This is a genomic window from Enterobacter sp. JJBC (genome assembly GCF_036936505.1).
Taxonomy (GTDB): Bacteria; Pseudomonadota; Gammaproteobacteria; order Enterobacterales; family Enterobacteriaceae; genus Enterobacter; species Enterobacter hormaechei_C.
On record NZ_CP136935.1, the window covers coordinates 1842683 to 1867300 of the forward strand.

General features: G+C 53.6%; 25 protein-coding genes. 10 read left to right on the top strand and 15 right to left on the bottom strand.

The features are described 5' to 3' along the window. Positions 1-1074 (bottom strand): acyltransferase family protein, encoded by a 1074-nt coding sequence (locus RY075_RS08790; protein WP_023324461.1) that lies wholly within the window; start codon positions 1072-1074, stop codon positions 1-3. A gap of 256 nt (positions 1075-1330) precedes the next feature. Here RY075_RS08790 and lolC point away from each other — a divergent pair, with 256 nt between their 5' ends. From lolC to cobB, 5 genes are read left to right on the top strand one after another with little or no spacing between them, the layout of a single operon-like run. Beyond that, complete coding sequence (lolC, locus tag RY075_RS08795) at positions 1331-2530, top strand: lipoprotein-releasing ABC transporter permease subunit LolC (protein WP_017384712.1); 1200 nt, start codon at positions 1331-1333, stop codon at positions 2528-2530. Then, positions 2523-3224, top strand: a complete 702-nt coding sequence (lolD, locus tag RY075_RS08800; protein ID WP_015570809.1) for a lipoprotein-releasing ABC transporter ATP-binding protein LolD — start codon at positions 2523-2525, stop codon at positions 3222-3224. The genes lolC and lolD overlap by 8 nt, the downstream gene beginning before the upstream one ends. Next, positions 3224-4468, top strand: a complete 1245-nt coding sequence (gene lolE, locus RY075_RS08805) for a lipoprotein-releasing ABC transporter permease subunit LolE (protein ID WP_232967565.1) — start codon at positions 3224-3226, stop codon at positions 4466-4468. Before lolD ends, lolE begins: the two co-directional genes overlap by 1 nt. A 54-nt stretch (positions 4469-4522) precedes the next feature. Continuing rightward, a complete protein-coding gene (gene nagK, locus RY075_RS08810) occupies positions 4523-5434 on the top strand; it encodes an N-acetylglucosamine kinase (RefSeq protein WP_023324463.1) in 912 nt (303 codons plus the stop codon). Between the two features lie 14 nt (positions 5435-5448). Then, the gene (cobB, locus tag RY075_RS08815) at positions 5449-6270 is read left to right on the top strand and encodes a Sir2 family NAD+-dependent deacetylase (protein WP_060580424.1); all 822 of its coding nucleotides are present in this window, start codon (positions 5449-5451) and stop codon (positions 6268-6270) included. A 34-nt stretch (positions 6271-6304) separates the two neighbouring features. Here cobB and potD read toward each other — a convergent pair whose 3' ends face one another. Genes potD through potA form a run of 4 tightly spaced genes read right to left on the bottom strand, consistent with a single transcriptional unit; the run spans position 6305 to position 10113 of the window. Continuing rightward, positions 6305-7339 carry a spermidine/putrescine ABC transporter substrate-binding protein PotD gene (gene potD / locus RY075_RS08820; RefSeq protein ID WP_058658860.1) on the bottom strand — a complete coding sequence of 345 codons (1035 nt, stop codon included), beginning with the start codon at positions 7337-7339 and terminating at the stop codon, positions 6305-6307. Then, positions 7336-8127, bottom strand: a complete 792-nt coding sequence (gene potC, locus RY075_RS08825) for a spermidine/putrescine ABC transporter permease PotC (protein ID WP_022650797.1) — start codon at positions 8125-8127, stop codon at positions 7336-7338. The genes potD and potC overlap by 4 nt, the downstream gene beginning before the upstream one ends. Further along, complete coding sequence (potB, locus tag RY075_RS08830) at positions 8124-8981, bottom strand: spermidine/putrescine ABC transporter permease PotB (RefSeq protein WP_017693625.1); 858 nt, start codon at positions 8979-8981, stop codon at positions 8124-8126. The genes potC and potB overlap by 4 nt, the downstream gene beginning before the upstream one ends. Next, positions 8965-10113 carry a spermidine/putrescine ABC transporter ATP-binding protein PotA gene (gene potA, locus RY075_RS08835; protein ID WP_166714835.1) on the bottom strand — a complete coding sequence of 383 codons (1149 nt, stop codon included), beginning with the start codon at positions 10111-10113 and terminating at the stop codon, positions 8965-8967. Before potA ends, potB begins: the two co-directional genes overlap by 17 nt. A 237-nt stretch (positions 10114-10350) precedes the next feature. Here potA and pepT point away from each other — a divergent pair, with 237 nt between their 5' ends. Then, positions 10351-11574 carry a peptidase T gene (gene pepT / locus RY075_RS08840; RefSeq protein WP_232967562.1) on the top strand — a complete coding sequence of 408 codons (1224 nt, stop codon included), beginning with the start codon at positions 10351-10353 and terminating at the stop codon, positions 11572-11574. 97 nt (positions 11575-11671) lie between these two features. Next, positions 11672-12163: a transposase gene (locus RY075_RS08845; RefSeq protein WP_129255942.1), complete on the top strand. Its 492-nt coding sequence runs from the start codon at positions 11672-11674 to the stop codon at positions 12161-12163. 88 nt (positions 12164-12251) lie between these two features. Here the strand turns inward: RY075_RS08845 and RY075_RS08850 are convergent, their stop codons facing one another. The 3 genes from RY075_RS08850 to phoP form a co-directional block, all read right to left on the bottom strand. Then, the gene (locus tag RY075_RS08850; protein ID WP_017384706.1) at positions 12252-13373 is read right to left on the bottom strand and encodes a cupin domain-containing protein; all 1122 of its coding nucleotides are present in this window, start codon (positions 13371-13373) and stop codon (positions 12252-12254) included. A 91-nt stretch (positions 13374-13464) separates the two neighbouring features. After that, the gene (gene phoQ / locus RY075_RS08855) at positions 13465-14928 is read right to left on the bottom strand and encodes a two-component system sensor histidine kinase PhoQ (RefSeq protein WP_015570801.1); all 1464 of its coding nucleotides are present in this window, start codon (positions 14926-14928) and stop codon (positions 13465-13467) included. Next, positions 14929-15600, bottom strand: coding sequence for a two-component system response regulator PhoP (gene phoP, locus RY075_RS08860; RefSeq protein WP_338628642.1), 672 nt, complete (start codon positions 15598-15600; stop codon positions 14929-14931). Positions 15601-15993: 393 nt separating this feature from the next. Here phoP and RY075_RS08865 point away from each other — a divergent pair, with 393 nt between their 5' ends. After that, positions 15994-16386 (top strand): hypothetical protein, encoded by a 393-nt coding sequence (locus RY075_RS08865; protein WP_022650801.1) that lies wholly within the window; start codon positions 15994-15996, stop codon positions 16384-16386. Between the two features lie 87 nt (positions 16387-16473). On the opposite strand, the gene purB is transcribed toward RY075_RS08865, so the two are convergent. From purB to rluE, 5 genes are read right to left on the bottom strand one after another with little or no spacing between them, the layout of a single operon-like run. Beyond that, complete coding sequence (gene purB, locus RY075_RS08870) at positions 16474-17844, bottom strand: adenylosuccinate lyase (RefSeq protein WP_022650802.1); 1371 nt, start codon at positions 17842-17844, stop codon at positions 16474-16476. A 19-nt stretch (positions 17845-17863) separates the two neighbouring features. Continuing rightward, positions 17864-18493: a high frequency lysogenization protein HflD gene (hflD, locus tag RY075_RS08875; protein WP_006809213.1), complete on the bottom strand. Its 630-nt coding sequence runs from the start codon at positions 18491-18493 to the stop codon at positions 17864-17866. A gap of 27 nt (positions 18494-18520) precedes the next feature. Then, on the bottom strand, positions 18521-19633 hold the full coding sequence (gene mnmA, locus RY075_RS08880; protein WP_032103856.1) for a tRNA 2-thiouridine(34) synthase MnmA: 1113 nt from the start codon (positions 19631-19633) through the stop codon (positions 18521-18523). 40 nt (positions 19634-19673) lie between these two features. Beyond that, on the bottom strand, positions 19674-20147 hold the full coding sequence (locus tag RY075_RS08885) for an NUDIX hydrolase (RefSeq protein WP_045330560.1): 474 nt from the start codon (positions 20145-20147) through the stop codon (positions 19674-19676). Continuing rightward, positions 20147-20809, bottom strand: coding sequence for a 23S rRNA pseudouridine(2457) synthase RluE (gene rluE / locus RY075_RS08890; RefSeq protein ID WP_022650805.1), 663 nt, complete (start codon positions 20807-20809; stop codon positions 20147-20149). Before rluE ends, RY075_RS08885 begins: the two co-directional genes overlap by 1 nt. Before the next feature lie 117 nt (positions 20810-20926). Here rluE and icd point away from each other — a divergent pair, with 117 nt between their 5' ends. Together icd and RY075_RS08900 are read left to right on the top strand one after the other, a co-directional pair. Continuing rightward, positions 20927-22177, top strand: coding sequence for an NADP-dependent isocitrate dehydrogenase (gene icd / locus RY075_RS08895; RefSeq protein WP_338628438.1), 1251 nt, complete (start codon positions 20927-20929; stop codon positions 22175-22177). 116 nt (positions 22178-22293) lie between these two features. After that, positions 22294-23190, top strand: coding sequence for a hypothetical protein (locus tag RY075_RS08900; protein WP_338628439.1), 897 nt, complete (start codon positions 22294-22296; stop codon positions 23188-23190). Between the two features lie 54 nt (positions 23191-23244). Here the strand turns inward: RY075_RS08900 and RY075_RS08905 are convergent, their stop codons facing one another. Then, positions 23245-24372: a phage integrase Arm DNA-binding domain-containing protein gene (locus RY075_RS08905; RefSeq protein ID WP_338628440.1), complete on the bottom strand. Its 1128-nt coding sequence runs from the start codon at positions 24370-24372 to the stop codon at positions 23245-23247. Beyond that, complete coding sequence (locus RY075_RS08910) at positions 24353-24598, bottom strand: excisionase (protein WP_338628441.1); 246 nt, start codon at positions 24596-24598, stop codon at positions 24353-24355. Before RY075_RS08910 ends, RY075_RS08905 begins: the two co-directional genes overlap by 20 nt. Positions 24599-24618: the final 20 nt, after the last annotated feature.

Below are 24618 nucleotides of genomic sequence, written 5' to 3' on the forward strand. Positions count from 1 at the left end.
TTAACGGGTAGCAGTCTGTGGAGAAAGCCGCGCGGGAGGGGAGAAGAAAAGGTCGCCAAAGAGGGCGGTTGAGAGCTTACGTGCCCCCAGCCCAACCAGCGTGCAGACGAGCAGGCTGATAAACGGATAGACCAGAATCAGCGTTAACTCCGCCCAGATCGGCCAGTACGCCGCATTCATTTCGCGAATCAGGAGCAGGCTAAACGCCTCAATTAAAATGCGGTGGGTGGTATAAATCGCGATGGTGTTTGAACCGATGACGTTCAGCAGATTATTGGGATGAACGGCATAACGCTGCTCGAAGCTGTAAAAGAGCTTCATGATGACCACGATCGACAGCAGTGAGAGCGGCAGAGGAACATTAGCGAACCACAGTACTACCGACACCGCGCCAGAGGCGATAAGTACCAGCCAGCTGCGGCGCAAATTCATCCCTTTCATCCACGCCATCAACTGCGCGCCGTACCATGCGCCGAGGCTGTAGTAGATCATGTTGCGAACCACGCTGTTCATTCCCCACCACGGTAACGGCAGGAAGTTGATGGCGATGCTTGCCAGCGCCAGGATCCCCAGCATCGGCAGTTTCCAGCGGCTCAGCAGCTTACAGAGCGTAAAGTAGACCACTAACGCGTACAAATACCACAGGCTGGTGCTGGCCGTGAGCATTCCCAGTACAAACCCTGAAACGGAATCGGCGTAGGCCGCATTGGATGCTGTCGCCAGTTCTCGCTCGGGGGCGAGCCAGGCATTCAGATGGGTCAGCGCCTGCCATTGCAGGACGCCCCACAGGGCCAAAACCCAGACGATGCTCCAGATCCGCTTGTCGAGACTGGTGCGCCAGTTCACCTCGTCGATATAACGACGGATCAAATAGCCGGAGATAAAGAAAAACACCGGCATACGGAACGGGGCAAGGTAAAGATTAAAGTAGACCCAGCATTTGGCGAGCAGGCCCGATAACGGATGCTGTAGCCCGTCAAGGTGAGGATAAAAGGTGATCACCGAGTGGTAAATTACCACCAGGCAGATGCACAGGCCTTTTATCTGGTTAATCCATAATGCTTTTTGTTTCATGGTGCGTGACGACCTTGTTGCCATAAACGAAACGCCGATTGTTGTAAAATGAAGCCCTGATGTAATGGGTAACAGTCTGTATCAGGACGATTTTCGGAAAAGGTGGAGGCTGTCTGGCGGAAGTTCAGTCAGTAGCATGATGATTTATCTGAATTTTTCGGAAAAATGATTACCGAATCTTACGGTTTCAGTCATTTACGCTTAACGGATTCGCTTATATACTCGTGGGTCTGCTATCAGCAAACAGACGGATTTCATGTATCAACCTGTCGCACTCTTTATAGGCTTACGTTACATGCGTGGGCGCGCCGCGGACCGCTTCGGTCGCTTTGTCTCCTGGCTTTCGACTATTGGCATTACGCTTGGCGTGATGGCACTGGTGACGGTGCTTTCCGTCATGAACGGCTTCGAGCGCGAGCTGCAAAACAATATCCTGGGGCTGATGCCGCAGGCCGTTCTCTCTTCCACTCAGGGTTCCGTTAATCCGCAACAGCTGCCGGAAAGCGCGGTGAAGTTACAGGGTGTCACGCGCGTTGCGCCGCTCACGACGGGCGATGTGGTGCTGCAAAGCGCCCGTAGCGTGGCGGTCGGGGTGATGCTGGGTATCGATCCCGCGCAAAAAGATCCGCTGACGCCGTTCCTGGTCAATGTGAAACAAACCGACCTGGAAGCGGGTAAATACAACGTCATCCTCGGCGAGCAGCTTGCCGGGCAGCTCGGGGTCAACCGTGGCGATCAGCTGCGCGTGATGGTGCCGTCAGCCAGTCAGTTTACGCCGATGGGGCGTCTGCCAAGCCAGCGCCTGTTCAACGTGATTGGCACGTTTGCGGCGAACAGCGAAGTTGATGGTTACCAGATGCTGGTGAACATTCAGGACGCCTCGCGTCTGATGCGCTACCCCGCGGGAAATATTACCGGCTGGCGTCTGTGGCTTGATGCGCCGCTGAAGGTGGATACCCTTAGCCAGCAGACGCTACCGGAAGGGACGAAATGGCAGGACTGGCGCGACCGGAAAGGCGAACTGTTCCAGGCCGTGCGCATGGAGAAAAACATGATGGGGCTGCTGCTGAGCCTGATCGTGGCCGTTGCCGCGTTTAATATCATCACCTCGCTCGGGCTGATGGTGATGGAGAAGCAAGGCGAAGTCGCCATTCTGCAAACCCAGGGGCTGACTCCGCGCCAGATCATGGCGGTATTTATGGTCCAGGGTGCCAGCGCCGGCATCATCGGCGCGCTGCTCGGCGCGGCGCTGGGGGCGCTGCTCGCCAGCCAGCTCAACAATCTCATGCCGATTATCGGCGCGCTGCTTGATGGCGCGGCGCTGCCGGTGGCTATCGAGCCGCTCCAGGTGGTCGGTATTGCGCTGGCCGCGATGGCCATTGCGCTGCTTTCTACGCTTTATCCTTCCTGGCGGGCTGCCGCCACTCAACCCGCTGAGGCTTTACGTTATGAATAAGATCCTGTTGCAGTGCGACAACCTGTCCAAACGCTATCAGGAAGGCACTGTGCAGACCGACGTGTTGCACAATGTGAGTTTTAGCGTGGGCGAAGGCGAGATGATGGCGATTGTCGGCAGCTCCGGCTCCGGTAAAAGTACGCTGTTGCACCTGCTTGGCGGGCTGGACACGCCAACCGAAGGCGATGTGATCTTCTCCGGGCAGCCGCTGAGTAAAATGTCGTCTACGGCGAAAGCCGAGCTGCGTAACCGTGAGCTGGGTTTTATCTACCAGTTCCACCATCTGCTGCCGGACTTTACGGCGCTGGAAAACGTCGCAATGCCGCTGCTGATTGGTAAAAAGAAACCCGCGGAAATTAATGCCCGCGCCAGCGACATGCTAAAAGCGGTAGGGCTGGGTCATCGCGGGAATCACCGTCCGTCTGAGCTTTCCGGCGGTGAGCGTCAGCGTGTGGCCATCGCCCGTGCGCTGGTCAACAACCCGCGCCTGGTGCTGGCGGATGAACCGACAGGTAACCTCGATGCGCGTAACGCAGACAGCATTTTCCAGCTTCTCGGCGAACTGAACGCCGCGCAGGGAACCGCGTTTCTGGTGGTCACCCACGATTTACAACTGGCTAAGCGGATGGGGCGTCAGCTGGAAATGCGCGACGGTCGTCTGAATGCTGAACTGACGCTGATGGGAGCGGAGTAATGGCTTCACCGTTATCGTTACTCATCGGGTTACGCTTTAGCCGCGGTCGTCGCCGGAGCGGGATGGTTTCCCTTATCTCCGTGATCTCCACCATCGGTATCGCCCTGGGCGTGGCGGTGCTGATTGTGGGCTTAAGCGCCATGAATGGCTTTGAGCGTGAACTGAATAACCGCATTCTGGCCGTTGTCCCTCACGGTGAAATCGAGCCGGTTAACCAGCCGTGGTCCAACTGGCAGGATGCCCTGAACAAAGTGGAAAAGGTGCCCGGTATTGCGGCGGCTGCACCTTACATTAACTTTACCGGGCTGGTAGAGAGCGGGGTAAACCTGCGCGCCATTCAGGTGAAAGGGGTAAATCCTCGTCAGGAAGAGCGTCTGAGCGCGCTGCCGCGCTATGTGCAAAATGGCGCATGGGCAAACTTTAAGGCCGGCGAGCAGCAGATTATCATGGGCAAAGGCGTTGCCGATGCGCTGAAGGTGAAGCAGGGCGACTGGGTCTCGATCATGATCCCGAACGCCAGCGCTGATCACAAATTGCAGCAGCCTAAGCGCGTACGTCTGCACGTCACCGGTATTTTGCAGCTGAGCGGCCAGCTCGATCACAGCTTCGCGATGGTGCCGCTGGAAGATGCACGCCAGTATCTGGATATGAGCGACAGCGTGACGGGCATTGCCATTAAGGTTAACGACGCCTTCAACGCCAATAAACTGGTGCGTGACGCTGGCAGCGTGACCAATAACTATGTCTACATCAAAAGCTGGATCGGCACTTACGGGTATATGTACCGTGATATCCAGATGATCCGCGCGATTATGTATCTGGCGATGGTGCTGGTGATTGGGGTGGCGTGTTTTAATATCGTCTCGACGCTGGTGATGGCCGTTAAGGATAAGAGCGGCGACATCGCCGTGCTGCGTACCTTAGGGGCGAAAGACGGTCTTATTCGCGCCATCTTCGTCTGGTACGGTTTACTGGCGGGGCTGTTTGGCAGCCTCTGCGGCGTGGCGATCGGCGTGGTGGTTTCCCTTCAGCTGACGCCGATTATCAACGGGATTGAAGCGCTTATTGGCCATCAGTTCCTGTCAGGCGATATCTATTTTATTGACTTCCTGCCGTCTGAACTGCACTGGCTGGACGTTATTTATGTGCTGGTTACAGCACTTTTACTGAGTCTGCTGGCAAGCTGGTATCCGGCGCGTCGCGCTAGCCGAATTGATCCGGCGAGGGTATTAAGTGGCCAGTAATTTCGTCATGGTTTAGCGGTCTTTTGGCCGCTGAATCAAACAGAGGAATGCATCATGTATTACGGATTTGATATTGGCGGCACCAAGATTGCGCTCGGCGTGTTCGATAAAGATCTTAAGCTACAATGGGAAACCCGCGTCCCCACGCCGCGCGAAAGCTACGATGAGTTTTTAACCGCCATTGCCGCGCTGGTGGCGCAAGCGGATGAACGCTTTGGCGTCAAAGGCAGCGTTGGCATTGGTATTCCGGGTATGCCCGAAACCGACGATGGCACGCTGTACGCGGCCAACGTGCCTGCCGCCAGCGGCAAACCGCTGCGGGCCGATCTCTCCGCGCTCCTTGAACGCGACGTGCGTTTAGATAACGATGCCAACTGCTTCGCGCTCTCTGAAGCCTGGGATGATGAATTCCGTCGCTTCCCGCTGGTGATGGGGCTGATCCTCGGAACGGGCGTCGGTGGCGGGATTGTCATTAACGGTAAGCCCATTACCGGGCGCAGCTACATCACCGGCGAATTTGGCCATATCCGCCTGCCGGTGGATGCTCTGGAGGTCGTCGGACGTGATTTCCCGCTGACCCGCTGCGGCTGTGGGCAGCACGGCTGTATTGAGAACTACCTATCAGGCCGCGGGTTTGCATGGCTTTACGAACACTTCTATCATCAGAAACTTGAGGCCCCTCATATCATTACCCTGTGGGAGCAGGGGGATGCGCAGGCGCGTGAGCACGTCGAGCGCTATCTGGATCTGCTGGCGGTGTGTCTGGGGAATATCCTGACTATCGTCGATCCGGATCTGCTGGTGATCGGGGGAGGGCTGTCAAATTTCACTGCGATTACGGAACAGTTGTCCGGGCGTCTGACCCGACATTTATTGCCGGTCGCCCGCGTGCCGCGCATTGAGCGTGCGCGACACGGGGACGCAGGAGGCATGCGCGGAGCCGCATTCCTTCATCTCACCGATTAGTTTACGAGGTTATTATGCTGTCGCGTCGCCAGGGTCGACTCAGCCGTTTTCGCAAAAATAAACGCCGCTTACGTGAACGCCTGCGTCAGCGGATCTTTTTCAGAGACAGGATGATGCCAGAAGCGATGGATAAACCCAGAGTGGTGGTGTTGACCGGGGCGGGGATCTCCGCCGAATCCGGTATTCAGACTTTCCGCGCAGCGGATGGACTGTGGGAAGAACACCGAGTTGAAGATGTGGCGACGCCGGAAGGTTTCGCCCGCGACCCGGCGCTGGTGCAGGCGTTCTACAACGCCCGCCGTCGCCAGCTTCAGCAGCCGGAGATTGCGCCGAATGCGGCGCACCTGGCGCTGGCAAAGCTGGAGGAAGCGCTGGGGGATCGTTTTCTGCTGGTCACGCAGAACATCGACAATCTTCACGAAAGGGCCGGAAACCACAACATCATTCACATGCACGGCGAACTGCTCAAGGTGCGGTGCGCATGGAGTGGTCAGGTGCTGGAGTGGAAAGAGGACGTGCTGGACGAAGACCGCTGCCACTGCTGTCAGTTCCCTTCGCGTCTGCGTCCGCATGTGGTCTGGTTTGGCGAAATGCCGCTGGGAATGGATGAGATCTACAGCGCCCTGGCCATGGCGGACGTCTTTATCGCCATTGGTACTTCGGGACATGTCTATCCGGCGGCGGGATTTGTTCACGAAGCGCGACTTCAAGGCGCCCATACGGTGGAGCTTAATCTGGAGCCAAGCCAGGTCGGGAGTGAGTTTGAAGAGAAACATTACGGTCTGGCGAGCGAGGTGGTGCCAGTCTTTGTGGATAAACTCCTGAAGGGGCTATAAGAGTAACGGGCGACATTGCGTCGCCCGTTATGCATTAACGGCCTGCTTTTAGCTTCTGATAATATTCTTCATACAGGCGGCTCGCGTCACCGACGTCGTTCTGCCATTCCCCTTTGCCGATGGTTTCAGCGTCCGGATAAAGCGATTTATCATTTGCCACTTCAGGGCTTAAAAGCTTCCGCGCGGCCAGGTTTGGCGTCGGGTAGCCGATAGTTTCCGCCACCTCTTTTGCCACATCCGGGCGCAGCAGGAAGTTGATCAGCTTCAGGGCACCCTCGACGTTTTTCGCATTCGCCGGGATCGCGAGGCTGTCCATCCAGAAGATGCCGCCCTCTTTCGGCCAGACCACCTCAAGCGGCGTCCCGGCCTGACGCGCCACAAACGCAGAGCCGTTCCAGACCATCCCCAGATTCACTTCACCTTCCATATACGGGTTAGCCGGGTTATCCGAGTTGAACGCCGCCACGTTTGGCATCAGCTTTTTCAGTTCGTTATACGCTGCTTCGATCTCTTTCGGATCGGTGGTGTTGCCGGAATAGCCGAGTTTACGCAGCGCCACCTGGAACACTTCGCGCGCATCGTCGGTTAACAGCAGGCTGCTTTTGTATTCCGGCTTCCACAGGTCAGCCCAGGATGAAACCGTTTTGGGATCAATGGCATCGCTGTTGATGCCAATTGCCGTCGCGCCCCAGATGTACGGAATGGAGTAGTCGTTGTTCGGGTCGAACGGCTTGTTTAGCATCTCAGGATCGAGGTTAGAAAAATTGGTTAGCTTCGTTTTGTCGATCTTCTGGATCATGCCTTCTTTGCGCATCTTGTCGACGAAATAGGTCGACGGCACCACCAGGTCATACGCGCCATCTTTATAGGTTTTAAGCTTGGCGTACATGGTTTCATTCGACTCGTAGGTCGAATAGATCACCTTGATGCCTGTCTCTTTGGTGAACTGCTCCAGCAGGCCCGGCGGCACATACTCGGTCCAGTTGTAGAAATAGAGCGTTTTGCTGTCATCAGCATGCGCAGCGCCCATTCCGAGCACCAGTGCCGCAGCGGCAAGCATTTTTTTCATTTCTGTGTCCCCTGAGATTTTGTTTTATCACGAGCAATAACCTGGCTGGCAATCACCAGAACCAGCGATAACACCAACAGAATAGTCGCCAGCGCGTTCACTTCGGGTGAAACACCGACTTTAACCATTGAGTAGATCTTCAACGGCAGAATTTCATAGCTCGGCCCGGTGACGAAGGAGGACACGACCACGTCGTCCATCGACAGGGTAAAGCTGAGCAGCCATCCTGCTGCCACGGCGGGCATCGCCAGCGGCAGAATGATTTTGCGCAGAATGGTCATCTCGCTGGCACCCAGATCTTTCGCCGCTTCCAGCATGCGAACGTCGAACCCTTTCAGACGCGCGTAGACGGTTACCACCACAAACGGCAGACAGAAGGTGATATGCGAGAACAGCAGCGACCAGAAACCGAGCTGGACGCCCAGCAGCATAAACAGCACCAGCAGTGAAATGGCCATCACGATATCCGGGGACATCATCACCACAAACAGCATACCGCTGACGAACGGCTTACCGCGAAAACGGTAGCGGTACAGCGCCACGGCGGTCAACGAGCCAATCAGCGTCGCGAAGGTGGCAGAGAATACCGCCATCGTCAGCGAGTGCTGAGCGGCCTGTAGCAGGCTGTCATTGTTCATCAGCAGGCCATACCATTTGGTGGTAAACCCTTGCCAGTTGATCCCGAAGCGCGAGCTGTTAAAGGAGTTCACGATCAAAATGATTATCGGAATATAAAGATACGCATAAATGGCGGTCGTAAAACCACCGCGAAGCAGTCGACCGATCATTCCAGCTCCACCTTCTTATTCAGCAGGCGTGAGGCACGCCAGTAAACCAGCAGCATCAGCCCCATCACCACCGTCAGCGTTATGCTGGTGGCCGAGCCGAACGGCCAGTCGCGAATGTTAAGGAACTGGCTCTTAATCACGTTACCGATCAGCAGGTTTTTCGCCCCGCCCATCAGGTCCGAGACGTAGAACAGCCCCATCGCAGGCAGCATTACCAGCAGACAGCCGGCGATAATACCCGGCATGGTCAGCGGAATAATGATGCGGACAAAGGTTTGTAACTTACTGGCGCCCAGGTCTTTCGCTGCTTCCAGCAGCGGTTTATCGAGCTTTTCAATGCTGGAGTAGAGCGGCATCACCATAAACGGCAGCAGGATATAGACCAGGCCGACAATCACCGCGCCCGGGGTGAACATGATGCGGATCGGCGTCTCGATCACCCCCAGCCACAGCAGAAACTCGTTCAGATAACCTTTGGTGCTGAGGAAGATTTTCAGCCCGTAGATGCGGATTAACGAGTTGGTCCAGAACGGCACAATCAGTAAAAACAGCAGCAGCGGCCGCACTTTTTGCGGCAGGCGGGCCAGGAACCAGGCGAACGGATACCCCAGTACCAGGCAGGCGAGGGTGGCAATCAGCGCCATATTGAGCGAGTGCAGCAGCACGTCAAAATAGAGCGGATCGAGCAGGCGCGCGTAGTTGTCCAGCGTAAAGACCATCGCCACGAAGTTCGCGTCGTCGCGGGTGAGGAAGCTGGTCACGATGATCATCAGGTTGGGAAGAAAGACAAACAACACAAGCCAACCGACGATCGTGGCAATCACCACATTCTGGAACTTACTTGTGTTCTTCATCAGCCAGTACAACCTCCCAGCTTTCTACCCAGTTGATGACCATTTTCTGATCCAGCGAGTGGTCGAAGTCCGGATCGTCCTCGTTAAAGAATTCGCTGACCATCACCATTTTGCCGTTTTCCAGTTCGACCACGGATTCGAGGGTCATCCCTTTGTAGTTACGTTCGCGAACGTAACCGATCAGACCTTCGACATCAGCCGTGTCGTGGATCTCATCAACGCGGAGATCTTCCGGGCGCAGCAGGACGTTGAGCCTTTGCCCCTTTTCCACGGCAAAGTTCACCGTGATGTTGCATTCGCGGCCTTCCACGTTCGCGCGCACGCGCTGCTCGTCCAGACGCTCAATCACCGTGGCGTTGAAAATATTGATTTCACCAATGAAGCTGGCGACGAACAGGTTTTTCGGCTCTTCATAAATTTCACGCGGGGTGCCATCCTGCTCAATCTTGCCGTCGCGCATCACCACGATACGGTCTGACATGGTCAGGGCTTCTTCCTGATCGTGCGTGACAAACACGAACGTAATCCCGAGCTTACGCTGAAGTGCTTTCAGCTCGTTCTGCATCTGCTTGCGCAGCTTGTAGTCCAGCGCGGAAAGGGATTCATCCAGCAGGAGCAGGCGAGGTTTGTTGACCACGGCGCGGGCAATGGCCACACGCTGCTGCTGACCACCGGAAAGTTGATGAGGCTTGCGCTGGGCGAATGCCTCCAGCTGCACCATGCGCAGGGCTTCGGTAACCCGAGGCGGGATCTCGCTGGCCGGTGTTTTTTGCATCCGCAGGCCAAACGCCACGTTCTCAAACACGGTCATGTGCGGGAACAGGGCATAGCTCTGGAAGACGGTATTGACGTGGCGATCTTCGGCAGGAACCTGGGTAATGTCCTGGTTCTCAAGATGGATATGGCCGTTATCGACGCTTTCCAGCCCGGCGATAAGGCGCAGGACGGTGGTTTTGCCGCAGCCGGAGGGGCCGAGCAGCGTGAGAAACTCACCGTCATTGATGGTCAGATTAAGGTCGGAAATGACATCTTTGCCATCGAAACTTTTACGAATTCGTTCCAGTTGCACCAGCGGTGAAAGGGAACGGGGTTGTGTATTCAATTTTCGCGCTGTCCCATATAGACGCCTCAGGCAGCAGACTGAAGCGGGGTTTGTGTGTAACCACCTTGGTGACTCGTAATGAGGGCGGACATTCTACGGCAAACCCATTGAATCGCCAATCCTTCTCACTTATTCATAAGCTACATTTATTAACGCAGAACGATATAAACGTAAAAAGTTCTCGTTTGCGGGATAAAAGTGACCTGACGCAATATTTGCGTTTTGCTGCTTAATGATAATGTTGTCACAAAAAGTGAGGGTGACTGCATGGATAAACTACTTGAGCGTTTCTTACATTACGTTTCGCTGGATACCCAATCTAAGCCGGGGGTCCGACAGGTGCCAAGCACCGAAGGCCAGTGGAAGCTGCTAAATCTGCTGAAAGAGCAGCTGGAGGCTATGGGGTTGGTTGACGTCACGCTCAGCGAAAAAGGGACCGTGATGGGAACGCTGCCGGCGAATATTGACGGCAATATCCCGGCAATTGGCTTTATTTCTCATGTCGATACCTCACCTGATTTTAGCGGTAAACACGTTAATCCGCAGATTGTTGAAAACTACCGCGGCGGTGATATAGCACTGGGCATTGGCGACGAAGTGCTGTCGCCAGTGATGTTCCCGGTACTGCATCAGCTGCTGGGGCAGACGTTAATCACCACCGACGGCAAAACCTTGCTGGGGGCCGATGACAAAGCGGGCATCGCCGAGATCATGACGGCGCTGGCGGTGCTGAAGGGCAAAAATATCCCGCATGGCGATATCCGCGTGGCCTTCACGCCGGATGAAGAGGTTGGAAAAGGCGCGAAACACTTTGACGTTGAGGCGTTTAACGCGCAATGGGCCTACACCGTTGACGGTGGCGGCGTGGGTGAACTTGAGTATGAAAACTTCAACGCGGCATCGGTAACGATCAAAATCGTCGGGAATAACGTGCACCCGGGCTCTGCGAAAGGAGTGATGGTGAATGCACTGTCGCTGGCTGCGCGTATTCATGCGGAAGTGCCCGCCGAAGAGAGCCCGGAGATGACGGAAGGGTATGAGGGTTTTTATCATCTGACCAGTATCAAGGGGACCGTGGACAGCGCGCAGATGCACTATATTGTCCGCGATTTCGACCGCAAAGCCTTTGAAGCGCGCAAGCGTAAGATGATGGAGATCGCGAAAAAAATCGGCAAGGGGCTACATCCGGATTGTTATATTGAGCTCATCATCGAAGACAGCTATTACAATATGCGCGAGAAGGTGATGGAGCATCCGCACATTCTTGATATCGCCCAGCAGGCGATGCGCGATTGTGACATCGAGCCGGTGATGAAACCGATCCGTGGTGGAACCGATGGTTCACAGCTGTCGTTTATGGGCCTGCCGTGCCCGAACCTGTTTACCGGTGGATATAACTACCACGGCAAGCATGAGTTCGTGACGCTGGAAGGGATGGAGAAAGCGGTGCAGGTGATTGTGCGGATAGCGGAGTTAACCGCGAAGCGGTAAAAAAAGCCCGGTGGCGCTTCGCTTACCGGGCCTACAGGTGCAATATGTAGGCCGGGTAAGGCGTAGCCGCCACCCGGCACATGAACAGGGAGTTCAAATGTCAAACTACCGCCGCTACTACATCCCCGGTGGGACTTGGTTTTTCACCGTCAATCTGCAAAACCGCCAGAGCGATTTACTTACTCGCCACATCGACAGCCTGCGTTCCGCTACCGCCACGGTTAAGCGTGCGAAGCCCTTCACCATTAACGCCTGGGTTATCCTGCCTGAACATATGCACTGTATCTGGACCCTGCCGGAAGGGGACAGCGACTTTTCAGCGCGCTGGCGCGACATCAAAAAAACGTTTAGCCGCAACATTGAGCTGCGCCACGTCTGGCAACCGCGTTTCTGGGAGCACACCATTCGCAATGAGCAGGATTATCGGCGGCATATGGATTACGTCTACATCAATCCGCTGAAGCATGGCTATGTCGGGAAAGTCGTCGACTGGCCCTATTCAACGTTTCATCGGGACGTGCGGGAGGGGTTATATCCGGCAGACTGGGCGGGTGAGATTGAGGATTTTGCGGCGGGGGGGCGGAAGTAAAACAAAGCCGGGTGGCGGCTACGCCTTACCCGGCCTACATTTCGATCGTAGGCCCGGTAAGCGCAGCGCCACCGGGCATTAAAGCGGTTCAGTCCTCAAAAAACCAGTACCCGCTGTTAACCAGCGCGGCCAGCATGGCGAGGAAGGAGGGATCGTCCAGCGCGTCGCCAAAGGTATCCGCAGTCAGCACCATATGGCTGGCAATCGCTTCCAGCGCCGGGCGATGCGGAGAGTCCAGGCGCTCGCCGTTGACGAATACCTCTTCGCCAATGCGCAGTACACGTAATCCGCCCAGACGAACCAGCTTATCGCCCTGCTGGAGCGCATCATAAATTTCATCTGCCTGATAAGGCGGCTCTGGCGGTGCGACGTCCAGTTCGTGACGCGACTGGCTGATAAACTCGCCAAACCACTGTCTGAAGTGCTCCGGTTCGTTGATCAGATCCAGCATCATCCCGCGCAGCTTATCCAGCTCCTCTGGCAGAATATCCGCCGGATGCTCACGCGCCGGAACGTCCGGATCGCTGTAACGGTAACTGCCCAGCTCACGCTGTAAAACATAGTCAGCAAATCCGCTGATCATCTCGCGCCCGCTTGGCGCGCGGAAACCAACCGAATAGTTCAGCGAGTTTTCCAGGGAATAACCTTCATGCGGGAAGCCCGGTGGGATATAAAGAATGTCACCTGGCTCCAGCTCTTCATCAATGATCCCTTCAAACGGATCAACCTGGAGCAGATCCGGGTGCGGGCAGTGCTGTTTCATTGGCACTTTTTCGCCCACGCGCCAGCGACGGCGACCGGTACCCTGAATGATAAACACGTCGTACTGATCCAGATGCGGACCCACGCCGCCACCGGGAACGGAGAAGGAGATCATCAGATCGTCCATTCGCCAGTCTGGCAGGGCGCGGAAGGGACGCATTAAGGCTGCGGTAGGTTCGTGCCAGTTGTTGACCGCCTGCACCAGTAAAGACCAGTTGTTTTCGCCCAGGTGATCGTAGCTTTCAAAGGGACCGTGGCTGACCTGCCATTTCCCGTCCTGGTGGCTTACCAGACGGCTGTCTACCTCGTTTTCCATCGCCAGACCAGCGAGTTCGTCAGGAGAAATAGGGTCGATAAAATTGCTGATCCCGCGTTTAAGAACGACCGGGCGTTTTTGCCAGTAACGTTCAATAAATTCGGGCCAGTTAAGCGTTAATTGATAATCCATATTTATGTATTCCGCAGGCTCTTACTGAGTCGGATTATAACGGAAGCCCCGCTCCCTGGCTGCGAGATCCGCGTATTTTTCACATTCCGGGTCAACTATCGTTCGATACGGGATGCTGGCGGCCAAAAATGACTTCCATCCGGGCTCCGCCCAGCAAACTTTCACCGGTTTCAATCTTGCCCTCGTACTGATCGACAATTTCCCTGGCGACGGATAATCCGACGCCCTGGCCTGGCCGCAGCGTATCGGCGCGCTGGCCGCGATCGAACACCACTTCGCGTTTATTACGGGGAATGCCAGGACCATCATCCTCAACGATAATATGCAGTTCGTTATCCGTTACCCGCGCGGAAACCTCGACAAACTCCAGACAATATTTACAGGCGTTATCGAGCAGGTTTCCCATCACTTCCATAAAGTCATTCTTCTCGCCAACAAAGCTAATTTCCGGTGAGATATCCAGACTGATGTTGACCCCTTTACGCTGGTACACCTTGTTCAGCGCCGAGGTGAGGTTATCCAGCAGCGGGGCTACCGGGTGCAGTTCACGGCTCAACAGAGCGCTTCCGGAGCGCATGCTCGCGCGGTGCAGGTAATAGCCGATCTGCTGTGAAATACGGCTGATTTGTTCCAGCATCACCGGCTCTGCATCATCCACGCTCATTTTCGAACTGCGCATGGAACGCAGGGTACTCTGCATCACCGCCAGCGGGGTTTTCAGGCTGTGCGTAAGGTCGGTGAGCGTCGTGCGATACTTGTCGTAGCGTTCACGTTCGCTTTTCAGCAGGCGGTTGAGGTTGCGCACCAGGCTGGTCAGTTCGCGCGTAGTTTCCGGGTTCAGCTTCTCGCGGTGATGTTCTTCCAGCTCGCGCACCTCTTTGGCAAGGGATTCAATCGGGCGGAGGCTCCACCATGCAGCAACCCACAGGAGAGGGATCACCAGCAGCAGGTTGGCAGCCAGAACATACACAAACCAGTTCCAGACCATATATGAGCGTTTCAGCTCAACCGGGATGGTATCGATCACCACAATGGTTAACTGCGGCATGTTCAGGGTGGCGGGATAAAGGTTGATGGCCACAGAGTGGGTCATCTCCGTGTCGTCATCTTCGGCACGGATCTCATTAAGCTTGATCTGTAAGGCGCGATCGTCACGCAGCAGGCTGCTGGTGGAGTTGAGATCGGCTTCTATTTCATGAAAACCGTTGGTTTTCAGCCATTCCGGACGGATGCGCTTTTTCAGCCACGGGACATCGCGCTGGGCCCACAGCAATTTCCCTTTTTCATCGTAGATCAGCGCCAGCGTCGGGCTCTGCTGATTCAGGTTTTCCGGCATCTCGACGGTGATTCGGTTGTTCTCCCACTTCGCCAGGGTATAAAACAGGTTACTTTCGCCGCGAAGCAGGCGGAAGGTGGTTTTATCGAAGCTCACGCTATACCCGACCAGCGCCACCATCCCGTAAGAGAGCGACAGCACCAGCACGACGGCGGCGGTTGCCAGCAAAAAGCGAACCCGCAGCGAAAGGGGTAAAATGTGACGCAAAATCCCTTTCATTTAGCGTAATTCAAACAGGTAGCCCTGACCACGCACGGTGGTGATCACGTCATGCGGGTACTGCGCCTGAATTTTTTTACGCAGGCGGCCCATCAGCACGTCAATGGTGTGGCTTTCGCGCAGTTCGGCATCCGGATAGAGCTGAAGCATCAGGGAATCTTTGCTCACCACTTTACCGTTGTTACGGATCAGCGTTTCCATGATGGTGTATTCGAATGCGGTCAGCTGGATCACTTCATCATTAATAGAAAATTCGCGGCGGGAGAGATCCACCTGGAATGGCGGCAGAGAGATCACCTGCGACGCCAGCCCGCTGTTGCGGCGCAGAAGCGCCTGCATACGCGCGGCGACTTCTTCAATATGGAAGGGTTTGGTCACGTAGTCATCCGCGCCAGCGCTCAGGACTTCAACCTTGTCCTGCCAGCCTTCACGGGCAGTTAGCACCAGCACCGGCAGGGAAACGTCATGGCTACGCCAGCGGCGGATAAGGGACAATCCGTCTTCATCCGGTAGCCCTAAATCGACAATGGCGATGTCCGGCAGGTGTTCATTGAGATAATAATCGGCCTCTTTTGCGTCTTCAGCATCGTCCACCTGATGACCCATCTCCTGAAGTTGAACTTTCAGGTGATGACGTAGCAATGCGTTATCCTCAACAACCAGTACGCGCATCATCACTTCTCCCTTTATAAATGGTATGAATAGTTTAACGCTGATTATTCAGGTTGACACCAGCGCGATGAAATTAAATGATTTTTTTGCATGCTCCAGAACACAGGGGGCATGACGCCAGGCGCGGGTAATATAAACGGACTTGTTTTCGCAAGCTTCTGCAATCCGGATAAAACAGCCATCCGTTTATGAAATGTTGAAGGCGAGTCGCTTTTTTGACAGAAGGGTCACGCCAGTTTTGTAAAGATTGCCCTTTTTTTGTAAGGATGTTCTCACTATGTCTGCCTTTGTCTACGCTTATTTTATGGTGCGAAATTAGATTTGCATAAGATGTGCCAGAAAAGCAGCATTTTTACACGACAAAACAGCAATATAGCGAGTAAAGAGGGTTTTATGGAATGGAAGGTTGTTGAGACTATTGCGAGCCCGGAAAGCGGAACTATCTTTTGCAAAGTTGAAACACAGTATGGTCTGAATTATATCCTGTGGTTAAAGGGAGATTATTACGTTCGTACAGGTGAAATCATCACCACCTCAAACCAGGGGATCCTGATTAACGATCGACGCCGTAGAGTATGGATAGCGCAGGCAATGCCCTTTACATCCATAGGCTGGATGGGGTTCAAACAGAAAAACGCGTGTCCAGGCAACCGGCAAGAGATGGATCGTCCGTGCACGGCTGAAACCCCGTGCCAGTTCAAACTGTGCCCGTTCGGCTTAAAACGGTATATTCCGGAAAGTTATTCCACGACGAAAATTAACAACCATCCTGACGGCAGGCTTTAATCCCGGCAAAACAGGTAATGTGACGTGAAAACATCAACTCGATGATGTAAAACAGCCCCCTTTCCGGATGGAAAGGGGGAAGGGCGATTACTTTAGCTCGTCAACCATAGTAATGGCGCGGCCAATATAGTTTGCCGGGGTCATCTCTTTCAGGCGCGCTTTTTCTTCTTCTGGCAGCGCCAGACCGTCGATAAACTGTTTCATACCTTCAGCATCAACGCGTTTACCGCGGGTCAGCTCTTTGAGTTTCTCGTACGGTTTTTCAATGCCGTAACGACGCATCACGGTCTGAATCGGCTCCGCCAGCACTTCCCAATTGTGATCCAGCTCGTCCAGCAGACGGTCGCGGTTAACTTCCAGTTTGCTCACACCTTTCAGGGTGGACTGGTAGGCGATCAGCGCGTAGCCAATACCTACGCCCAGGTTACGCAGCACCGTGGAGTCAGTCAGGTCGCGCTGCCAGCGGGATACCGGCAGCTTGCTCGCCATATGCTGCAACACGGCATTCGCCAGACCCAGGTTACCTTCGGAGTTTTCGAAGTCGATTGGGTTCACTTTGTGCGGCATGGTGGACGAACCGATTTCCCCGGCGATGGTTTTCTGCTTGAAGTGGTTCAGGGCGATGTAACCCCATACGTCACGATCGAAGTCGATCAGGATGGTGTTGAAGCGCGCAATGCAGTCAAACAGCTCGGCGATGTAGTCGTGCGGCTCAATCTGGGTGGTGTACGGGTTCCACTGGATCCCCAGAGAGGTCACAAATTCTTCGCTGAACTGGTGCCAGTCCACTTCCGGGTACGCGGCGATGTGGGCGTTGTAGTTACCCACCGCGCCGTTGATTTTGCCGAGGATCTCAACCTGCTCCAGCTGACGATACTGGCGTTCCATGCGGTACGCCACGTTCGCCATTTCTTTACCCATGGTAGATGGGGTTGCTGGCTGGCCGTGAGTACGGGACAGCAGCGGAATGTCGCGGTATTCCACGGACAGCGCTTTCACCGCATCAATGATTTTACGCCAGTAAGGGAGTACCACCTCTTTCCGCGCGGTAGAGAGCATCAGCGCGTGAGACAGGTTGTTAATATCCTCAGACGTACAGGCGAAGTGAATAAATTCAGATACCGCGTGCAGGGCAGGGACGCATGCCACTTTCTCTTTCAGGAAGTATTCAACTGCTTTCACGTCGTGGTTGGTGGTGCGTTCGATGGTTTTAATGCGCGCGGCATCTTCTTCGCTGAACTCAGCAACGATTTTATCAAGGTAATCGTTTGCCTTTGCGTCAAAAGCAGGAACTTCCTTGATTGCTGTCTGGGCGGCCAGCTTTTGCAGCCAGCGTACTTCGACCTGAACACGGAACTTCAGCAGGCCATATTCGCTGAAGATCCCGCGCAGCGCGCTGACTTTATCGCCGTAGCGTCCATCGACAGGGGATACGGCGGTCAGTGAGGATAATTCCATAATTCGCAACTCCGGGTGGTTAACAATGAGCAAGAATTTGTTTTGCCTGAGTCGTCAGGCGATGACGAGAAAACATTAACTGTAGGCGGCCACCGCCGACCTGTTGCCACAGCACGGCGGCACGGATGCCTGCCAGCAGCGAAGCGCGTACCTTCGCCTGTACTTGTGGGCTTTGCAATACGGCAGGCGAACCGGTGACCTGAATACGCGGGCCGAGCGGGCTAATCACGTCAACGTAGATACCGGCCATCGCGCTCAGCAGGGTCTCAGACTGGAGGTCGAAGTGGTCGAGCTGGCGCTGTAGCCCGGCGATGCGATCGCCCAGGGTATTCATTGCGCCTTTTGCCGCGTTCAGCTTACGTTCCAGCACCATCAGGCTTAAGGTGTAGCGGGTCAGTTCCGCATTCAACCCCTGACGGTTACTGGCGTTGAGCACGCCGAGCAGAGTTTCAAGACCGAGACGAAGATTGGTTTCACTGCCGCCAAAGACGCCCAGCGTGGAGCCTGGGTTGAGGTCGATAACGCTGTTAAGTGAAACGTGCAGGGCGTCAGCGTCGCAATGACCCTGATGCGCCAGCTGTTGCACCAGACGGGCTGACTGGCAAATTCCCGCCAGCGCCAGGGTGATGTCGTAATAGTTCTTCGCCACACGGTCTCCTTTATGTGTGCAAACGGTTTAAACAGCAGGCAGCGGCAGGCGCTGTTCAATGATCCCACCGCCGAGGCAAATTTCGCCGCTGTAGAAAACAGCAGACTGGCCAGGGGTAACGGCGGAAACCGGCTCGTCGAAACGCACGTCAATGCGATCGTCATCCAGTGCGGTTACGGTGCAAGGGATGTCCGTCTGGCGGTAGCGCGTTTTCACTGTGCAGCGCAGCGTGCCTTTCAGCGGCTCGCGATCGACCCAGTGCAGCTGTTGCGCGATCAGTCCAACGGACATCAGGCGCGGGTGGTCGTGACCCTGAGCCACAACCAGAATATTGTTTTCGACGTCTTTGTCGACCACGTACCACGGATCTTCGCTGCCCTCTTTGGTGCCGCCGATACCCAGACCTTTACGCTGGCCGAGAGTGTGGTACATCAGTCCCTGGTGCTGACCAATCTCATCACCGTCAACGGTGACGATTTTGCCCGGCTGTGCAGGCAGGTAGCGCCCCAGGAACTCGCGGAATTTACGCTCGCCGATAAAACAAATACCGGTGGAGTCTTTTTTCTTCGCGGTGATCAGATCCAGATCTTCAGCAATCTTACGCACTTCCGGCTTTTCCAGCTCGCCGACCGGGAACAGACTTTGGGCAATCTGTTCGTGGCTCAGCGTATAGAGGAAGTAGCTCTGATCTTTATTGCCGTCCAGGCCGCGCAGCAGCTGGCTTTTGCCATTCACATCCGCGCGACGCACGTAGTGGCCAGTCGCAATGTAGTCTGCGCCCAGGTCTTCCGCAGCGAATTCCAGGAAGGCTTTGAATTTGATCTCTTTGTTGCACAGGATATCCGGGTTTGGCGTGCGGCCCGCTTTGTACTCTTCGAGGAAGAGTTCAAAAACGTTGTCCCAGTATTCTGCGGCAAAGTTAACGGTGTGCAGTTCGATGCCGAGCTTATCGCACACGGCCTGCGCATCGGCGAGATCCGCAGCGGCAGTGCAGTATTCCTCGCCATCGTCTTCCTCCCAGTTCTTCATGAACAGGCCCTCCACCTTATAGCCCTGTTGCTGCAACAGGTAGGCGGAAACGGAGGAATCGACACCGCCGGACATGCCGACGATTACTTTTTTCTGGCTGTTATCTGACATGGAATACTCACGACATTGAACTTCAAGGCGGCGTATTCTATCACGCCCCCCCACCATTGACACCCTCTGTAAACGGCCAGTTAAATTCTGCAATGACATCCAGCGGCAGGCGCGCCGTAGACTGCCAGCAGCGGATGCTTTCCGCAACCAGTGGCGAGCGCAGGTTTGGCGCGTTCAGGATCTCGTCTGCGGTCACCCACAGGCAGCGATCGATATCGTCGTCGTGCGGTTCAGTGGCGCACGTTTCGTTAAGCTCAACGGCGAATAAAAAGCGCAGGAAAGGTGTCTGGTCAGGCGCTATCCACTGATGCATACGGATAAAGTGCTGCGGTTCGGCGCGGATACCCGTCTCTTCCCAGAGCTCGCGTTTCGCTGCCTGCAATAAGGTTTCATTGGCTTCAAGATGCCCGGCTGGCTGGTTCCACAGCGCTTTGCCGTTAATGGTCTCTTCCACCACCAGGAATTTCCCCTGCGCGTGGACCACGCAGGCGACCGTAACATGAGGTTTAAACATCAGTTCTCCTTAGGGGTAACATCCCGCCATTCCCCGTTTGCCAGCGAGTCCAGCGTATAGCTGCCCATGGCGTAGCGAATGAGTCGCAGGGTAGGGAAGCCCACATGCGCAGTCATGCGCCTGACCTGTCGGTTGCGGCCTTCATAAAGGGTGATTTTAAGCCAGCTGGTAGGAATGGATTTACGCTCACGAATCGGCGGGTTGCGCGGCCACAGCCACTCGGGTTCATTCACACGTTCAATACCAGCCGGCAGGGTGGGACCGTCGTTCAGCGTTACGCCGTTGCGCAGCTTTGCCAGCGACGCGTCGTCCGGCTCGCCTTCAACCTGCACATAGTAAATTTTTCCGGTACGTTTGCCCGGCTGAGTAAGCCTGGCCTGGAGCACGCCGTCATTGGTAAGGACCAGCAGCCCCTCGCTGTCGCGATCCAGGCGTCCCGCTGCGTAGACTCCCTGTACGGGGATAAAGTCCTTCAGCGTGCTGCGCCCGGCCTCGTCGGTAAACTGCGGCAATACATCGTAGGGTTTATTGAACAGTATGACCCGCGTTGGCTGGGGTTCTGGCGTTCTTCTGGTGGCTTGTCGTGAGCTGAATCGCTCAACCCGGTGTTTTCTAAAAGAAGTTTTCGTCATGGTATTTTCAGGCGTTATCAATTGCCGCATTATAGCCTAATAACGAAGACCTTTCATGGCGTCGGACAATCAGGTACTATCGGAAGGCTCATTACAATTTATTAACATAAGATCAGTAACAACCAGAAGCGCTCGAAGGAGAGGTTAATGGAAAGCAAAGTAGTTGTTCCGGCGGAAGGTAAAAAGATCACCCTGCAAAACGGCAAGATTAACGTTCCTCACAACCCGATTATCCCGTTCATCGAAGGTGACGGTATCGGTGTAGACGTTACCCCGGCGATGCTGAAAGTGGTTGATGCCGCTGTTGAGAAAGCCTACAAAGGCGAGCGTAAAATTTCCTGGATGGAAATTTACACCGGTGAAAAATCCACTCAAGTTTATGGCCAGGACGTCTGGCTGCCAGCCGAAACGCTGGACCTGATCCGCGACTATCGCGTTGCTATCAAAGGCCCTCTGACCACGCCAGTTGGCGGCGGCATTCGCTCCCTGAACGTGGCGCTGCGTCAGGAACTGGATCTGTATGTGTGTCTGCGTCCGGTGCGTTACTACCAGGGCACCCCAAGCCCGGTTAAGCACCCGGAACTGACCGACATGGTTATCTTCCGTGAAAACTCTGAAGACATCTACGCGGGTATCGAATGGAAAGCGGACTCTGCTGACGCAGAAAAAGTGATTAAATTCCTGCGCGAAGAGATGGGCGTGAAGAAAATTCGCTTCCCTGAGCATTGCGGCATCGGCATCAAGCCGTGCTCCGAAGAAGGGACCAAGCGTCTGGTGCGTGCCGCCATCGAATACGCTATCACCAACGATCGTGACTCTGTGACCCTGGTGCACAAAGGCAATATCATGAAGTTCACCGAAGGCGCGTTCAAAGACTGGGGCTACCAGCTGGCGACCGAAGAGTTCGGCGGTGAACTGATCGACGGCGGCCCATGGCAGAAAATTAAGAACCCGAACACCGGTAAAGAGATCATCATTAAAGATGTGATTGCCGATGCGTTCCTGCAACAGATCCTGCTGCGTCCTGCTGAGTATGACGTGATCGCCTGTATGAACCTGAATGGTGACTACATCTCCGATGCGCTGGCAGCACAGGTGGGTGGTATCGGTATCGCCCCGGGCGCGAACATCGGTGACGAGTGCGCCCTGTTCGAAGCCACTCACGGTACTGCACCGAAATACGCAGGCCAGGACAAAGTCAACCCAGGCTCTATCATTCTGTCCGCAGAGATGATGCTGCGTCATATGGAATGGTTCGAAGCCGCAGACCTGATCGTTAAAGGTATGGAAGGCGCGATCAACGCGAAAACCGTAACTTACGATTTCGAACGTCTGATGGAAAGCGCTAAACTGCTGAAATGCTCAGAGTTTGGTGACGCTATTATCGCGAACATGTAATCCACTCGCTGGGTTAGTAAAGAACGGGAGCCGATTGGTTCCCGTTTTTATTATTAGTTTTCGAATGGTTATCAAAACTTTATCAAAATAAGTTATCAAAATGGGAATGGGACCTGGTGGGAAACGATAATAAATTAGAGTTTACTTTTCGATTTTTTTGTTCTCATACATATCCGTTACTGCTGATGATTTTAGCTGTAACAGCAATATGGATTATTGCAGCATTCCAATCACCTTTTATTTTCTTGAATGAGAATCAATATCTCTACATTTTTTCTACTCAAGCCCAGGTTCTGGGAGCGGTATATGGTCTATCATTAACCGGTTATGTATTTTTAAGAAACAACCAAGACCGTTTAATTGAAAAAGATGACAGCCTATATGAAGTAATTACTAAAATTCAAATTAAAGATTACGCACTATTGCTTTTAATTACAATTATGTCCGTCTTGACTGTGTTTACAGATGTTTTAAGTTTGATGACTTACAATCATCTAAACAACGGTATAAGGATTAGCGTTAAGAATACTGCATCGGTTTTTTTTGTAATAACAATGTTGCTAATTTCGTACTTTATACTCAGAGCATTGCGCAGTGGGCAAGTTGCCAAAGTTAGCAAAGAAATTGTTAAGGACTTAGGCGATAGGAATGAGTATGAGATTTCGGTAACGTCGGTTCCGAAAAAAAGTGTCGATCAAGATATTGAAAGTAATAATGAATTTTATCTTTATGGTAAATTCATGAGAATATTTGTAGAGATAGAGGAGAAACTTCGTAATAAATATAATTCAATCATAGATGACACATCCTCCAGAAGGATTAAATCGCTTCCTCTTACCTTAATTGTCAATGAGTTAATTAAAGTAGGACTATTAAAAGAGCCATTAGCTACAAACCTTAGGCGAATTATTCAATACAGAAATGCACTGGTGCACACCAATAATGAAACACCATCTGCGGCAATGTTGGATGTTTTAGAATCTCTCAAAGAAAGTTTAGATTTGATTCAATAAAAAACCATGCCCTTAATTTTAAGGGCTTTTTATAAGGCTATTAATATTTGAGACTTATGGCAATAATATAACCCATTCCTTTCCTCTATCATCATGATATTTAGCTGTTTGATTCGGTGATTTATGGCCCAGCAATTTCTGAGTATCAATTCCCTGAGCTTCGTAAAGACGTTCTGCTAAAGACCGTTGTTCATGGAAGGTGGCTGGTGTGCCTTCCCTCCAATTAATTTCTGCTTTGTCACGGGCTTTACTGAAATTCATTGTTATTGTATTCGACTTAACCTGTGCTCCGCGTTCTGCCATTGAGGTTGCCCGGAAGAAGTGGATTAGGTATGGACTAACTGCATAGTCACGGCAACGCGCCACTACATCCCTCAAACTCCAGTCAATCGCGTTGAGTCTGAGGGATAGCGGAATCCCTAGCTTGCTCCCCGTCTTCTCCTGTACGACATGAAGATGGTCATCCCAAATATCACTAAACTTCATGTTGGAGATATCTCCAAGACGTTGACCAGTAACGAGTGCCAATAGCATTGCATTGCCCATGTATTGATGGCGGGCATCAGCTATATCGAAAATCTTTTGCCATTCGTCAAGGTTAAGACGTTGTCGGGTAATCCGTCGGCGTGGTTGTTTTGTAGCAAGAGCCGGGTTATAACCCGGCGGTACCTCGCCATAATGCTGTGCTTCTTTGAACACATCAATTAAGACTGAGCGTATGACCTGAGCCATTCGTGGCTGGCCCTCTGCAACATAGGACTCCAGTATCTGGGCAACATCCCGAACATCGACGGACGAAATCAATTTCATTCCCACGCTCTCACGAAGTAGGGCTACTGGTTTAGCCTTTTGCTTATGAGTGTTCGGCTTGATATCACCGTTCTCCAGTCTTTCATCCTGAATTTTCCAATAACGATCTAACCACGTATTTGTTGTTATCGCCTTTCCTTTGCTGGAGGCGATCTTGTCACTGATAGCCAAAACCTGCCTGATGCGCTGTTCAGCTAGTCGCTCATTGGCTTCGATTGCTATTGCTGTTGCTTCGGCCTCGTTAGTTCCAAGGCTATGAAACTTACCTGTAACGGGATGCTTATACCGCCAGTAGATTTTATTTACCTTACGACTGTAGAGCGGATAAAGATTAGGTATCTTAACGTTGTTTTTACGTGGTCGGGCAGCCATCAGACATTATCCTTTGAAGCATAGGCGAATCAGATTTTTTAATTACGGGCTGGGTTAAATTACCTGTAATCTCGGCATCTTCTCTTACCCGCCAGTATCTTCCTTCTTTGGTGGCCGGGGGAGTGAACATGCTCTCTTTAGCATATCGACGTAAAGTATTCAGACTTGGAGGATTACTCCGGTATTTTTCCGCAGCCCATTCTTCTAAAGTCAGCATTTGAAGCATGTGATTTACCTCATAATGGC